Below are 15,276 nucleotides of genomic sequence, written 5' to 3'. Positions count from 1 at the left end.
GGACCACGCGCGATCGCGGTCTCGACCCGCTCACTGCACGCCCGACGGGGCCTCTCCAGGCGCTCGCGCCGCGACCGAACCGGCCGCGGCCGGATGAGATGATGGACCAGCCATGTCCAGCGCCTCAGCCCCCGCCAGCCTCCCGCCCGTCCTCCGCCCCGAGCACCCGCCCGTGCGTGCGCTGGGCGAGCTCGCCGACCGCTTCGGCGTCGCCGCGCACGGCCCGATCGACGACGCCGCACTGACCGGCATCACGCTCGCCACCGCCGATCTGCGCGCCGGTGAGGCGTTCGTCGCGATCCAGGGCGCCAACCGGCACGGGGCGGAATACGCCGCCACCGCCGCAGAGAAGGGCGCGGTGGCCGTGATCACGGACGCCGTCGGCGCCGAGCTCGCCGCCGACGCGGGACTGCCGGTGATCGTGGTGGACGACCCGCGCGCCCTGCTCGGCGAGCTGTCGGCGTGGGTGTACGGCACCGGCGCGGACGACGACCTTCCGCTTGCTGCTGGGCACCACCGGCACGAACGGGAAGACCAGCGTCTCGCACCTGCTGGAGGGGATCCTCGGACAGCTGGGCGTCGTGACCGGCCTGTCGTCGACCGCCGAGCGCCACATCGCCGGCCAGGTCGTCGTCTCGCGGCTGACCACCCCCGAGGCATCCGAGTTCCACGCGCTTCTCGCCCTGATGCGCGAGCGCGGCGTGCAGGCGGTGGCGGTCGAGGTCAGCGCCCAGGCGCTGAGCCGGCACCGGGTGGACGGGATGGTGTTCGACGTGGCCGGTTTCACCAACCTCTCGCACGACCACCTCGACGACTACGCCGACATGCAGGAGTACTTCGAGGCGAAGGTCCCGCTGTTCACCGCCGCGCGCGCACGGCACGCGGTGATCTGCCTGGACTCCCCGGCCGGGGCCGACATCCTCGCCCGCTGCGAGGTGCCGGCCCGCACGATCATCACGCCGGCGATCGCGGCCGATCCCACGGCATCCGCCGACTGGACGGTCGAGATCGTCGAAGAGCGGCAGGACGGCACGGTCTTCACGCTGCGCGGTGCAGACGGACGGTCGCTGACCACCGTGGTGCCCACGATCGGCCGGCACATGGCCGCCAACGCGGGCCTGGCGATCGTGATGATCCTCGAGGCCGGCTACGCCTGGGACGATCTGGTCGCAGCCCTGGACGGCGGCCGCATCGCGGCGTACCTGCCGGGCCGCACCCAGCTGGTCTCCGGCCCCGACGGCCCGGCCGTCTACGTCGACTTCGGGCATTCGCCGGATGCGTTCGAGAAGACGCTGGCCGCGGTGCGCCGGGTCACACCGGGCCGGGTGCTGATGCTGTTCGGCGCCGACGGCGACCGGGATGCGACCAAGCGTCACGATATGGGCCGCACCGCAGTGGAGGGCAGCGACATCCTGGTGATCACCGATCACCACCCCCGGTTCGAGGAGCCGGACAGCATCCGCGCCACCCTGATCGAGGGCGCGCGGCGTGCACGACCGGATGCCGAGATCCACGAGTTCTCGCCGCCGGAGCGTGCGATCCGCGCGGCCGTGGCGCTCGTGGGTGACGGCGACGCGATCCTCTGGGCCGGGCCCGGTCACCAGGACTACCGCGACATCCGCGGCCGCCGCGCCCCCTACTCCGCGCGGGAACTCGCCCGGCGCGCACTCCGGGACGCCGGCTGGCCGGTGCCCGAACCGGCGTGGCCGGTGCCGTACCCGGCCGATTCCACCCCGCCGTCCGACCCCGAGCGCCCGGCCTGACGCCGGCCGGCTCGCCCAGCGCGCGAGCCGCAGACGCCGTCCGTGCGGCTCAGGCCGCCGCGATCAGCCGATCGGCCTTCTCCCGCGCCCAGCGCTGGGCCTCGTCGAGCGACTCCCGACTCAGCTCGGCCGGCGCCTCATGCGCCTCGACCACACGGCGCACCGTGTCGACGATGCCCAGGAACGGAAGACGCCGCTCGTGGAACGCGTCCACCGCCTGCTCGTTGGCGGCGTTGAACACGGCCGGGTAGGTGCCGCCGGCCATGCCCGCGCGCTTGGCGAGCGCGACCGCCGGGAACGCCTGGTCGTCCAGCGGCTCGAAGGTCCAGGACGACGCGGTCGTCCAATCGAGCGGGCGACCGACCCCGGCCACCCGGTGCGGCCAGTCCAGACCGAGCGAGATCGGCAGCCTCATGTCCGGTGGAGAGGCCTGGGCGATGGTCGAGCCGTCGACGAACTCGACCATCGAGTGCACGATCGACTGCGGATGCACGGTGACCTCGATCCGGTCGTACGGCACGTCGAACAGCAGGTGCGCCTCGATGACCTCCAGCCCCTTGTTGACCAGGGTCGCCGAGTTGGTGGTGACCACCCGGCCCATGTCCCAGGTGGGGTGGGCGAGCGCCTGAGCCGGGGTGACGTCGTGCATCGAGGCTCGGGATCGTCCGCGGAACGGCCCGCCGGACGCGGTGAGCACCAGCCGGCGCACCTCGTCGCGGGAGCCGGCGCGCAGGGCCTGGGCGATGGCGGAGTGCTCGGAGTCTACCGGCACGATCTGCCCGGGTTCGGCCAGCGCGGCCACCAGCGCGCCGCCGACGATGAGGGACTCCTTGTTCGCCAGCGCCAGGGTCCGCCCCGCCTGCAGCGCGGCCAGGGTGGGCCCGAGCCCGACCGATCCGGTGATGCCGTTCAGGACGACATCCGCCTCCACGTCCCGCACCAGCTGCTCCGCCTCGACGGCGCCGAGCGCGGTGTGCTCGACGCCGAACTCGGCGGCCTGCGCGGCCAGGGCATCGCGCTTGCGACCCGGCCGCGAGCCCCACCACCTCGAAGCGCCGGGGGTGGGAGCGGATCACGTCCAGCGCCTGAGTGCCGATCGAACCGGTGGACCCGAGGATGAGGACGCGACGCATCCCGTCAGCCTATTCCGGCCGGCAGTGGGCCGTCGGGCGCGGTGCTACTGCGCGGCGTGCTGCACGCCGAGGATGTCGATCACGAACACGAGGGTCTGGCCCTTGAGATCCTTGTCGTTGACCTTGCCCTCGCCGTACGCGACCGACGGCGGCAGCTCGGCGAGCACCTGCGAGCCGACCGTGGCACCGGTGACGGCGTCGCTGAACCCCTGGACGACGCCCTGGCCGACCTGGAACTGGAAAGGCTGGGCTCCCCAGCTCTTGTCGAAGACCTTGCCGGTGTTCCACGAGACCCCGTAGTACTGCACGAGCACGGCGTCGCCCTTGACGACCTTCGTGCCGTCGCCCTTCTTCAGCGTCTCGGTGGCGAACTTCGTCGGCGCGTCGGTCTTGGGGAGGGTCACCGAGGGCGTGCCGTCGGCGGCGAGCTTCACCGTCGGGAATCCGTCCTTCGGTGCCACGTCGCTGCCCCAGGCGGCGTTCGGCACGACGTCGAGCACGTCGACGACGTCGACGCTGGCCGCGGTGGACTCGTCGCCGGGGATCGTGGCCACCACCCGCGTGCCGATCGTGGCGCAAGCCCAGCACCTGGCCGAGGATGCTGTCGCCGGTGATCTGCTGCGGCAGCAGGGAGTCCTCCGCCTGGCCGATCGAGCCGTTCTTGGCGCCGGTCTCGGCGTTGAACTCGGTGAGGGCGAACTTGACCAGCTCGCCGGACTTCACCTTGTCACCGGATCCCTCGGCGACCACGCTGCTCTGCAGGGTGGAGATCTTCAGCGGCTTCGTGAAGCTGGCCTTGGCCTCTTTGCCGACGTCGCCGGTGACCTTGACGGCGTCGGAGCTGTCGCCGGACGCGACCTTCGCGGTACACAGATCCGCGGCGGCCGTCGCAGTCGAGCTGGCCTTCGGCTCGGGCTGCGAGGAGCAGCCGACGAGAGCGAGCGCGGCGAGGGCGACGGCGGACAGAGCGATGATGGGGCGGGTGCGCACAGAATTCCTCAGGGGTTTCGGGGGCGAAGCACCCATCTTCGCGCACTTTCTCAAGACGTGGCTGTGAACGGCCGGTGCAGGACCTGACCGGACCATGCCCGGCGCGGAATGAAAACGGCAGTACCCTCGATGAGTGACAGAACCGGAGACGCCCGCATCCGAGGAGACGACGGCTCCGTCATCCTCCACCGTCGGATTCGCCTACGCCCTCGGCCGCTTCCTGCTGACGCCGCTGGCACGCACCGTGTACCGCCCGCGGATCTCTGGTCGCGAGAACGTGCCCCGGACCGGACCGGTGATCTTCGCCAGCAACCACCTGTCGTTCATCGACTCGGTCGCGATTCCCGTCGCCTCTCCGCGCAATGTCCGGTTCCTCGCGAAGGCGAGCTACTTCGGCGGCAAGGGCGTCTCGGGCTGGTTCGCGAAGACGTTCTTCACGTCGCTGGGTGCTACCCCCGTGCGTCGTGGCGCCGGGCAGGCCGCGCTGGAGGCACTGGAGCAGGCAGAAGGCTGCTCGAGACCGGTGAGGCGGTCGCGCTCTACCCGGAGGGCACCCGGTCGCTGGACGGGCGGCTGTACAAGGGGCGCACGGGTGTCGCGTTCCTCGCGCTGGAGACCGGGGCGCCGGTCGTGCCGGTGGGACTGATCGGCACGAACGAGGCGATGCCGGTGGGTGCGAGATTTCCTCGCCTGCGCCCCCGGGTCACGGTGAAGTTCGGCACGCCGATCGACGTGTCCGCGCACGGGCCGGCCTCGTCCGGCCGGGCGCGACGCCAGGCCACGGACGAGATCATGGCCGCCATCCACGCGCTGTCCGGGCAGGAGCTGGCCAACGCCTACAACGAGGTGCCGGCCGCCACCCCGATCGAGCGGATCAGGCAGGCTCTTCCGCACGAGCGCCGCTGACCCGCATCTCGGGCTCGACCCGCACCGGGAAGTTCACCGAATTCGCGATGAAGCACCACTCGTGCGCCTGGTGGTGCGCCGCGGTCGCGGCCTCGAGCATGGATGCCTCGGCCACCGTCACCTGGGGGCGCAGCACCACCTCGGTGAACGCGCCACCGCCCCGGCCGTCCTCCTGCATCGTGCCGGTGGCATCGTCCTCGTACCCGACCACGACGACGCCGGCCTGCACGCAGGCGTGCAGGTACGACAGCAGGTGGCACTCCGACAGGGCGGCCAGCAGCATGTCCTCCGGGTTCCAGCGGGCCGGATCGCCCCGGAACGGCTTGTCCGCCGAGGCGAGGATGTCGGGCTTGCCGGTCGAGGACACGGTGACCAGCCGGTCGTAGTCGCGATAGCCGGTGGTGCCGGCGCCCCGGTTCCCGGTCCAGACGGCGCGCAGCGCGTAGCGGTGCTCTCCCAGCATGAGGCCAGTCTGGCACGTGCAGGCGAACCCGGCTCCGCTGAGGCGGGGCGGGCGGCGGCGGTAGGCTGAGGACGTGTCCGACACCTTCGCCGTCACCGCCGCCGTCGAACTCGCCGTCATCGAACGCAGCGGCTTCGTCGAGTCCCGGCACAGCGGAAGCGCGATCGTGCTGGGGCCGGACGGAGAGCCGATCCGCGAGCACGGCGACCCGTCCGCGCTGATCCTGCCGCGCTCCACGCTCAAGCCGATCCAGGCACTGGCCTGCCTCGGCGTCGGCGCCCCGCTGGACGGCGAGCGCCTGGCGCTGGCCACGGCCAGCCACACCGGCACTGACCGCCACGTGGCGGTCGTGCGCGACATCCTCGCCGCCGCCGAGCTGCGCGAGGACGACCTCGGATGCCCGCCCGCCTGGCCCGGCGACCGGGCCACCCGGGACGAACTGCTGCGCGACGGGGGCGAGCCGTCCCGCATCCGGATGAACTGCTCCGGCAAGCACGCGGCCATGCTGCTGGCCTGCCGCACCGCCGGCTGGGAGACCGAGGGATACCTCGACCCGCAGCATCCGGCTCGAGCTGCAGATCCGCGAGCTCGTCGAGCGGCTGACCGGCATGCGCGTGGCCGCGACCGCGATCGACGGCTGCGGTGCGCCGGTGTTCGCCGTCACACTGGGCGGCCTTGCCAAGGCCATCCATCGCGTCGGGACGTCGTCGGCGAGCTCGCCGTTCGCGCTGCACCGCAACGCCGGCGCCCTGGTGCACGCCGTGCGCGAGAACCCCTGGACCATCGCCGGACCGGGCCAGCCGGACACCATCGTCACCGAGCGCCTCGGCGTGTTCTCCAAGGGCGGCGCCGAGGGGGTCCAGGTGATGGTCGCACCGGACGGGACCACCGTGGCGCTGAAGATGCTCGACGGTTCGAGCCGCGCCGGCACCGCCGTCGCCCTGCGCCTGCTCGAGCTCGAGGGCGCCCTGGATTCGGCGGCCGTTGCCGCCGTCATGTCACAGCTTCCGCTGGCCGTCACCGGCGGCGGTCGGGACGTCGGGGCCATCCGCCCCGCGTTCTAGCCGAGCTCCACAAGAGCGCGACCGGCTCCCCCGTGGAGCGGAGAGGAACCCCGATGAGGATCAGCGTCCCGACCGAGGTGAAGAACAACGAGTACCGGGTCGCCCTGACCCCGGCCGGCGTGCACGACCTGACCGCGGCCGGCCACGAGGTGTTCGTGCAGCGCGGCGCGGGCGAGGGCTCGTCCATGCCGGATGCGGAATACGCAGACGCCGGAGCGACGCTGCTCGACGACCCGGACGAGGTCTGGGCTCGCGCCGAGCGCTGCTGAAAGTCAAGGAGCCGATCGCCGACGAGTACGGCCGCTTCCGCGACGACCTCGTGCTGTTCACCTACCTGCACCTGGCCGCCGACCGCCCGCTGACCGACCGGCTGCTCGCCGACGGCGTCACCGCGATCGCCTACGAGACGGTGCAGCCTGCCCGGCGGCGGGCTGCCGCTCCTGGCCCCGATGAGCGAGGTCGCCGGCCGGCTGGCGCCGATGGTGGGCGCACACACGCTGATGCGCTCGTCCGGCGGACGCGGGCTGCTCATGTCGGGCGTGCCCGGCACCCGGCCGAGCCGGGTCACCATCATCGGCGGCGGCGTGGCCGGTGCGAACTCGGCGGTCATCGCGGCCGGGCTCGGCGCCGACGTCACGGTGTTCGACACGAACGTGCAGCGCCTGCGCCAGCTCGACGACCATTTCCAGGGTCGGGTGAAGACCGCCGCGTCCAACCCGCTGGACCTGGACCATGCGGTCGTGGACTCGGACCTCGTGATCGGGTCGGTGCTGATCCCCGGCTCGAAGGCGCCCAAGCTGGTCACGAACGACATGGTCGCGCGGATGCGGTCGGGGTCGGTGCTGGTGGACATCGCCGTGGACCAGGGTGGATGCTTCGCCGACACGCATCCCACCACGCACGACGACCCCACATTCGGCGTGCACGAGACCGTGTTCTACTGCGTCGCCAACATGCCCGGCGCGGTCCCCAACACCTCCACGTCGGCGCTGACGAACGCCACCCTGCCCTACATCCGCCAGATCGCGCGCCACGGCTGGCGGGACGCGATGCGCGCGGACGCCGCCCTGGCCGCCGGTCTGAACACCGTGCACGGCCGGGTGGCCAACGCCGGGGTCGCGGCCGCGCACGATCTCGCCGCGGTCCCCGCCGCAGACGCCCTCGCCTGACCGCTGCCCCGGCTCGGCCCCGGCGGTCCGGCCGCGCCGGCTCGACCCCGCCGGTCCGGCCGCGCCGAGCCGGGCGGGGAGGGGCGGTCAGGGGCGGGGCGCGTCGGGATGAGGCGCCTCGATCCGGACCCGGACGGGAGCGGCGCCGGCGCGAAGGAGCCATGCCCGGCCCCGCCCCGGCACGCAGTACGGCGGCAGCGTGCGGTCTCCGGTGAGCAGCCGATAGTCCGGGCCGCACGACGCGTCGATCAGCAGATCGTGCTCGCCGCGGATCGCATGCAGCACCCGCCAGCCCCGCTGCCACTGCTCGGCGTCGCCGATGACGATGGTGTGCGCCCGGGGCGCGGCCGGCAGCGACGAGAGGTCGTCCACCTCGAGCACCGCGGCCCCCGCGGCGTCGGCGACCGACGCCAGCAGCCGCCGGCCGGGACCGGAGCGGGCCACGATGCCGGTGAGCCCGGCGCACGGCGTCCACAGCGGGGTCTCGGCCTGCGCGCGCGGCACCGCGGTCGCCGGCAGCGCGATCTGCATCCGCCGCCCGTCGACGACGGCCCGACCCGGCGGCATCCGGTCCTCGTAGTCGCCCGGGGCGCCCCCGGCGGCGACGAAATCGGCGCGACCGCCGGCGGCCAGCAGCACGCGTCGCGGGATCAGATCCGCCAGCCGGGCCGTCATCCCGCTCAGTCGCTGCGCGGACAGCACGATCCGGGCCCCGGTCGCCCCGCACGCGTGCGTGATCCGCTCCAGCCGCTCGCCGAGCGCCTGCGCGTAGTCCAGCGGATACTGTGCGAGCAGCGCGTCGACGTCGTCCACCATGACGACGGTGCCGGGGCCGGGCGGGCGGTCGGCGAGCTCGGCGACCGCGTCCCACGCGGCCTCGGGCTGCGCGGGGATCCAGATCGCGGCGGCGGCCTGCCCGGCGATGGTGGCCAGCAGAGTCGTCCGCCCCGATCCGGCCGTGCCGATCGCGCACAGGCCGCGCTCGGTCTCGGCCAGCACCACCGGCACCTGGCGCTGCCGATCCGGTTCGTCCGCGATCCCGAGCACGATGCCCTCGACCACGGCGGCGGATGCCTCGGCCAGCGACAGCCGCGACGGCAGCGGCGGCAGCCACGGCGGTCGCGGGCGGTCGCCGCGTCCGGACGCCGCGGTCGCGGCGATGAGCCGCGGGGACGTGCGCGCGACCCGCACCGCGCATGGTGCGGCATCGGCGGCACGACGGATCAGCGCGATGCCCCGGTGCGCCGGTGCGCCGGACAGCGTCGCGGCATCGTCTGTGCCCAGCAGCAGCCGGCTGTCGGCCGCGTCGGTGACGCGCAGGCTGATCCGCAGCGGGCAGTTCGCCAGCAGCGCCTCGCGGAACGTGCCCGCCGCACGCTGCGTGCCCAGCACCAGATGCATTCCCAACGCGCGCCCGCGGGCGGCGATGTCGACGAACAGCTCCTGCAGCTCGGGATGACTGGCCGACAGCGCCGCGAACTCGTCGACCACGATCACCAGCCGGGGCAGATCGGTGTCGCCGACCTCGCGGCCGCCCACACGCACGATCTCAGCCTCGCGCCGGCGCAGCTCGGCGCGCAGGCTCTGCAGGGCGCGGCGGGCGCCACCGGCATCCAGATCGGTGATGACGCCGGTGACATGCGGCAGCGCGGCCAGCGCGTCGAACGCCGTCCCACCCTTGAAGTCGGCGAGCAGGAACGCCACCTCGTCGGTGCGGTACGAGGCGCACAGCGCCGTCACCCAGGTGGTCAGCAGCTCGCTCTTGCCCGACCCGGTCACCCCGGCCACCACCGCGTGCGGCCCGTCGGCCACCAGGTCGACCGCGAACCGGGCGCCCCGCGCCGTGCCGAGCACGGCCGACAGCCCGCCCGCCTCCGCACGGTCCGCGCGGGTGAGCAGCTCGGCCAGCTGCACCGGGGTGTCCGGGCCGGACCGCCCGTACATCTCCTCGGCCCGCTCGGCCAGTCCGCCCGCCAGCAGCACGGCCTGTTCGAGGCCCAGCCCCTCGACCTGCACGTCGGTCGCGTCGCCGTCCTGCACCACCCGCCCGCGATCGATGCCGGTGAGGGTGAGCACCGCCCCGCAGGCGGGCGGCGCGGCGGCCTCGAGCCCGGTGCGCGCGATCGCCGCCGCCCCGGCGGGCGCGGTCGCGCCGCACACCACCACGGTGTGGGGCAGGCGGCCGTCGGACGCCGGCTGTGCGCCGGAGCCCTGCGGCGAGGCATGGTGCGGGAGTCGCCGCACCCAGGCCACCTCGGGATCGGCGTCGTCGAGCAGATCCGTGATCCGCAGCCGGTCCGGCGGCAGGGCCAGGCACAGCTGCAGGACGAGGGCGCGCTGGACCGCGCGTGCGAGGGGGTCGGGGCCGGCCACCGCGATGCCCCGGGAGGTGGGCACCGTCACCGGGGCGTCGTCCAGCCGCCCCGCGTTCCGGCGCAGGGCCGCGCCGTCGGGGTCGTCGTCGCCGCCCTCCACCCGGACGGCGCTGGAGGCGGGCCCGCGGCCGACGACGAGCACCTCCCCACGCCCGGAGGCCGGGCGCCAGATGTCTCGGTCGTCCCCGTCGCCGAGCAGCCGCCGCACGTCCGGATTCCGGGTCCACAGCGCGATGCGCTCCGCGTCATGACGGGCCGTCACCGCCGTGGCCACCCGCGCGCGGGCGGCGGCGGCATCCCTCTGTGCGCGTCGCCGATCACGCCTCGCCGCGCGGGCGGCGTCGGCGAGCGATCCCACCGCGATCAGCGGGCCGAGCGCGGCGAACCAGAGCATGGTGGTGGTTCCGGTGACCGCCCACAGCATGAGCGCGCCGAGCACGGGGACGGCCGAGGCGACCAGCGGGATGCTGCGACGCGCCGGCGGCGCGGGGGACGGCAGTCGGAGGGCGACGGCATCGCCCCCGAGCGGATCCGCCCCGAGGAGCGACGGATCAGGATGTCCCGGAGGAACCGCGGAGTGTGCTCGGCAACGGCGCATGCCGCCCAGTCAAGCGCGGCGGACACGCCCGGAAGCCGGCGCAGACCCGATCTGTGGACGGATCGTGCTCAGCGTTCGTCTGGGGAGGAATCGACGTCCTCGGTCTCGGGGTCGGCGTCGTCCGCCCCGGACTCCGCGTCCTCGTCGTCCACGCGGGCCCCTGTCTCGGTGTCCTCGTCGGCATCCGTGTCCGCATCGGGCCGGTCGCCCGCGCGGTGCACGGCGACGTCGAGCACGATGATCGAGATGTTGTCGCGTCCGCCGTTCTCCAGCGCGGCCTCGAGCATCGCCGAGACGGCCTCGCCGGCATCGACGTGCTCGCCGAGGAAGTGCTGGATGCCGTAGTCGGTCAGCTCCTTGGTGAGCCCGTCCGAGCAGATGACGAAGCGGTCGCCGTCGACCAGGTCCAGCCGCACGTAGTCCGGCTTGACCGAATCGCTCGGGCCGACGGCCCGGGTGATGACGTTGCCGTACGGGTGGTTCTCGGCCTCTTCCGGGCTCAGCCGACCGGCCGCGATCAGCTCCTGCACGACGGAGTGGTCGGTGGTGATCTGGATCACCTGGCCGTCGCGCTGCAGGTAGACCCGCGAGTCGCCGATGTTCAGCGTGACCCAGTGCGGGTCGTCGCCGGACGCCTCGAGGTAGACGCCGGTCACGGTGGTGCCGGTGCCGTCGTCGGTCGAGCCAGGGTGGCCGGCGATGTCCTTGACCGCCCGGCTCAGCGCCTTCTCGATCGCCTTGGGCGAGACGGCACCGGACTCGGCGACCGGGCGCAAGCCGGTCGATCGTGCTGGTGCTGGCGATCTCGCCCCCGATGTGCCCGCCCATGCCGTCGGCCACGACGAACAGCGGGTATTCGGCCAGGAGAGCGTCCTGATTCGCCTCACGTCGCCGACCGACATCGGTCACCGCCGCCCAGGCCAGGTCGACGGATCCACCGGACAGTGGAACCGTTCGCGTTCGTGTGCGCACGTCGGGCACGCCGTGTCCTCCAGGGGTGGGGGTGGACCGCCGAGGGCGTCGGCGACGTTCACATACTAGTTGACACCCTCCGCACCCTCCGGCTCCTCTGCGAGCGCCGTCACCGCGCCGGGCGGCGGCCCGCCGACGGTCGCCGGGACCGGCGGGGCGCCGGTGTCGACGACCGGGGCCTCGAACTGCGCGTTGTACAGCCGCCAGTAGGCGCCCTTCGCGGCCAGCAGCTCGTCGTGCGTGCCCTGCTCGACGATGCCGCCCTGCTCCATCACGAGGATCAGGTCGGCATCGCGGATGGTGGACAGCCGGTGCGCGATCACGAACGAGGTCCGGTCCACGCGCAGCCGCGACATGGCCCGCTGGATCAGCAGTTCGGTGCGGGTGTCGACCGAGCTCGTCGCCTCGTCCAGGATGAGGATCCGCGGGTCCGCCAGGAACGCCCGGGCGATGGTGATCAGCTGCCGCTCCCCGCCGACAGGTTGGTGGCCTCGTCGTCCAGCACCGTGTCGTACCCGTCCGGCAGGGCGTGCACGAAGCGATCCACGTAGGCGGCGGTCGCGGCATCCACGATGTCCTGCTCGGATGCCTCGGGCCGGCCGTACGCGATATTCTCGCGGATCGTCCCGGCGAACAGCCAGGTGTCCTGCAGCACCATGCCGGTGCGGGCGCGCAGATCGGCACGGGTCATGCCGCGCGTGTCCACGCCGTCCAGGAGGATGCGCCCGGAGTCGACATCGTAGAACCGCATGATGAGGTTCACCAGGGTCGTCTTGCCGGCGCCGGTCGGCCCCACGATCGCCACGGTGCTGCCGGGTTCGGCCGACAGGCTCAGCCCGTCGATCAGCGGCGTGTCCGGCAGGTAGCGGAACGCGACGTCGTCGAACGCGAGGTGGCTGGCCTCGTCCGGCGCCGTGTCGGCCGGATCGGCGTCCGGCGTCTGCTCGGACTCGTCGAGCAGCTCGAACACGCGCTCCGCGCTGGCCACGCCCGACTGCAGCAGGTTGGCCATCGAGCCCAGCTGGCTCAGCGGCTGGGTGAACTGCCGGGAGTACTGGATGAACGCCTGCACGTCGCCGATCGAGATGAGTCCGCTGGCGATCTGCAGCCCGCCGACGACGGCGATCGCCACATACACCAGGTTCCCGATGAACATCATCGCGGGCATGATGATGCCGGACACGAACTGGGCGCCGAAGCTCGCGCGGAACACGGCGTCGTTCTCGCGACGGAAGTCGGTCTCGACATCCTTCTGGTGCCCGAAGACCTTCACGATCGCGTGTCCGGAGAAGGTCTCCTCGACTCGGGCGTTGAGCACGCCGGTGGCCGCCCACTGCGCGATGAACAGCTTCTGCGAGCGCCGGGCGACCAGGACCGTGATGATGATCGTCAGCGGGATGGTCACCAGGGCGATCACGGCCAGCAGGGGCGAGATCAGGAACATCATGATCAGCACGCCGACCACGGTCAGCAGCGAGATGACGACCTGCGACATCGACTGCTCGAGCGTCTGCCCGATGTTGTCGACGTCGTTGGTGACGCGGCTGAGCAGCTCACCGCGCTGCATCCGGTCGTAGTACGACAGCGGCAGCCGGTGGATCTTGTCCTCGACGAGCATGCGGATGCGGTGCATCGCGCGCTGGACGACGATGTTCAGGATGCGGCCCTGCAGCCACATGAACACGGCCGAGATGATGTAGATGGCCAGCACCGTCAGGATCAGGGATCCCAGCCGGGCGAAGTCGATGCCGGCGCCCGGGGTGAACTCCATCCCGCGCAGCATGTCGGCCAGCTGCCCCTGCCCGGACGCGTCCATCTGCTGGATGATCTGCGCCTTGGTCACGCCGGCCGGCAGATCCTTGAACTGCATCGAGACGAAGCCCGCGACCACGACGTTGGTGGCCTGGCCGAGCAGCTTCGGACCCACGACGCTGAGGGCGACGCTGACCACGCCGAACAGGACGACCAGCGCGATCCACAGCGCGTCCGGGCGCAGCATCCCGAGCAGCCGCTTCGCGCTCCGGCCGAAGTTCTGCGGCTTCTGCACCGGGGCGCCCATCCCGGGCCGCCCCGGGCCGCCCATCGGCCGGCGCTTGCCTGGGTGCCGCTCATGCTGCCTCCTGTGCCGAGAGCTGGGACTCCACGATCTCGCGGTAGGTGTCGTTGGATTCGGCGAGTTCGTCGTGCGTGCCCAGGCCGACCACCCGTCCGTGCTCGAGCACGACGATCTGGTCGGCGTGCTGGATCGTGGACACGCGCTGTGCGACCACGATGCGGGTGGCATCGGGCAGCCGTTCGTCCAGGGCATGCCGCAGTGCGGCGTCGGTGCTCAGATCGAGCGCCGAGAACGAGTCGTCGAAGATGTAGATCTCGGGGCGGTGCACGAGGGCGCGCGCGATCGAGAGCCGCTGACGCTGGCCGCCGGACACATTCGTGCCGCCCTGCCCGATCGGGGCCGCGAGCTGATCGGGCATGCCGCTGACGAACGCCTTCGCCTGCGCGATCTCCAGCGCCTCCCACAGCTCGTCGTCGGTGGCGGCGGCATCGCCGTAGCGGAGGTTGGAGGCGATCGTCCCGGAGAACAGGAACGCGCGCTGCTGGACGAGCCCGATGCGCTTCCACAGCTCGTCCGGGTCGTAGTCGCGCACGTCCACGCCGTCCACGGTCACCACCCCGGCGGTGACGTCGAACAGACGGGGCACGAGACCGGCCAGCGTGGTCTTGCCCGATCCGGTGGACCCGATGATCGCCGTGGTGGTGCCCGGCTCGACCGTGAACGAGATGTCGTGGAGGACGGCCTCCTGCGCGCCCGGGTAGGCGAAGTCGACGTGGTCGAAGACGACGCGGCCGACCGGGGCGGGCAGGGCCGCGGGCCGGTGCGGCGCCATGACGGACGGCACCGTGTTCAGCACCTCGCCGATCCGGTTCGCGCACACCGCGGCGCGCGGGATCATCACGAACATGAACGTCGCCATCATCACGCCCATGAGGATCTGCATCATGTAGGTCAGGAACGCGAACAGCGTGCCGATCTGGGCGTTCCCGTCCTGCACCTGGAAGGCGCCGAACCAGATCACGGCGGCGCTGGAGACGTTCAGCACGATGGTGACGGCCGGGAACATGATGGCCATCAGGTTGCCGGCGCGCACGGCCGACTCCATCACGTCGGCGCTGCCCTTCTCGAACCGGGCGCGCTCTTCGCGCTCGCGCACGAAGGCCCGGACCACCCGGATGCCGGTCAGCTGCTCGCGCAGCACCTGGTTGATCCGGTCGATGCGGCGCTGCATGGCCCGGAACGCGGGCACCATGCGCACGACGATCAGCGAGACGATCACCAGCAGCACCGGGACCGAGACCGCCATCAGCCAGGACAGTCCGACATCCTGGCGGATCGCGAAGATGACGCCCCCGATCGCCAGGATCGGCGCCGACACCATCAGGGTCGCCGACATCTGCACCAGCATCTGCACCTGCTGCACGTCGTTCGTGTTCCGCGTGATCAGCGAGGGCGCGCCGTACTGGCCGACCTCGCGCTGCGAGAAGGCGACCACGCGGTGGAACTGATCGTCGCGCAGGTCGCGTCCCATCCCCATCGCCAGTCGCGAGCCGAAGTAGACGGCGGCGATCGCGCACAGGATCTGCACGAAGCTGATGGCGAGCATGATGCCGCCGGTGCGCCAGATGAAGCCGATGTCGCCGGTGAGCACGCCGTCGTCGATGATGTCGGCCTGCAGCGTGGGCAGCCACAGCGACGCGAGCGACTGCGCGATCTGGAACACGAGGACGCCGATGATCAGCGGCCAGGCGGGCCGCAGGTAGCGCACGAGGAGTCTGCCCAGCACG

6 protein-coding genes and 6 pseudogenes are annotated in these 15,276 nt (G+C 72.4%); 5 read left to right on the top strand and 7 right to left on the bottom strand.

From position 1 onward, the window contains the following. Nucleotides 1-112 precede the first annotated feature (112 nt). Nucleotides 113-1,763, top strand: a pseudogene (locus L2X98_RS16330) (Mur ligase family protein). A 49-nt stretch (nt 1,764-1,812) separates the two neighbouring features. On the opposite strand, the pseudogene dxr reads toward L2X98_RS16330, so the two are convergent. Beyond that, nucleotides 1,813-2,896: pseudogene (gene dxr / locus L2X98_RS16325) on the bottom strand (1-deoxy-D-xylulose-5-phosphate reductoisomerase). Between the two features lie 44 nt (nt 2,897-2,940). Then, nucleotides 2,941-3,453, bottom strand: a complete 513-nt coding sequence (locus L2X98_RS16320) for an FKBP-type peptidyl-prolyl cis-trans isomerase (RefSeq protein WP_259611604.1) — start codon at nt 3,451-3,453, stop codon at nt 2,941-2,943. 41 nt (nt 3,454-3,494) lie between these two features. Here L2X98_RS16320 and L2X98_RS16315 point away from each other — a divergent pair, with 41 nt between their 5' ends. Both L2X98_RS16315 and L2X98_RS16310 read left to right on the top strand, forming a co-directional pair. Next, nucleotides 3,495-3,953 (top strand): hypothetical protein, encoded by a 459-nt coding sequence (locus tag L2X98_RS16315; RefSeq protein WP_259611603.1) that lies wholly within the window; start codon nt 3,495-3,497, stop codon nt 3,951-3,953. A gap of 66 nt (nt 3,954-4,019) precedes the next feature. Beyond that, a pseudogene (locus tag L2X98_RS16310) lies at nt 4,020-4,792 on the top strand (lysophospholipid acyltransferase family protein). On the opposite strand, the gene L2X98_RS16305 reads toward L2X98_RS16310, so the two are convergent. Continuing rightward, on the bottom strand, nt 4,761-5,255 hold the full coding sequence (locus L2X98_RS16305) for an OsmC family protein (RefSeq protein ID WP_259611602.1): 495 nt from the start codon (nt 5,253-5,255) through the stop codon (nt 4,761-4,763). The pseudogene L2X98_RS16310 and the gene L2X98_RS16305 sit on opposite strands and share 32 nt — an antisense overlap. Nucleotides 5,256-5,328: 73 nt before the next feature. Here L2X98_RS16305 and L2X98_RS16300 point away from each other — a divergent pair. Both L2X98_RS16300 and ald read left to right on the top strand, forming a co-directional pair. Beyond that, nucleotides 5,329-6,319, top strand: a pseudogene (locus tag L2X98_RS16300) (asparaginase). A gap of 53 nt (nt 6,320-6,372) precedes the next feature. Further along, nucleotides 6,373-7,488 (top strand): annotated as a pseudogene (gene ald / locus L2X98_RS16295) (alanine dehydrogenase). Between the two features lie 87 nt (nt 7,489-7,575). Here ald and L2X98_RS16290 read toward each other — a convergent pair. The 4 genes and pseudogenes from L2X98_RS16290 to L2X98_RS16275 all read right to left on the bottom strand — a co-directional run bounded on the left by L2X98_RS16290 (nt 7,576) and on the right by L2X98_RS16275 (nt 15,275). Further along, nucleotides 7,576-10,302: an FtsK/SpoIIIE domain-containing protein gene (locus L2X98_RS16290; protein WP_259611601.1), complete on the bottom strand. Its 2,727-nt coding sequence runs from the start codon at nt 10,300-10,302 to the stop codon at nt 7,576-7,578. Nucleotides 10,303-10,529: 227 nt separating this feature from the next. Beyond that, a complete protein-coding gene (locus L2X98_RS16285) occupies nt 10,530-11,237 on the bottom strand; it encodes a PP2C family protein-serine/threonine phosphatase (protein ID WP_435526217.1) in 708 nt (235 codons plus the stop codon). Between the two features lie 261 nt (nt 11,238-11,498). After that, nucleotides 11,499-13,516: pseudogene (locus L2X98_RS16280) on the bottom strand (ABC transporter ATP-binding protein). A 25-nt stretch (nt 13,517-13,541) separates the two neighbouring features. Beyond that, complete coding sequence (locus tag L2X98_RS16275) at nt 13,542-15,275, bottom strand: ABC transporter ATP-binding protein (protein ID WP_259611600.1); 1,734 nt, start codon at nt 15,273-15,275, stop codon at nt 13,542-13,544. Nucleotide 15,276 lies beyond the last annotated feature (1 nt).

This window comes from Microbacterium elymi (genome assembly GCF_021582895.2).
Taxonomy (GTDB): Bacteria; Actinomycetota; Actinomycetes; order Actinomycetales; family Microbacteriaceae; genus Microbacterium; species Microbacterium humicola.
This window is presented reverse-complemented; position numbering and strand designations above follow the sequence as displayed.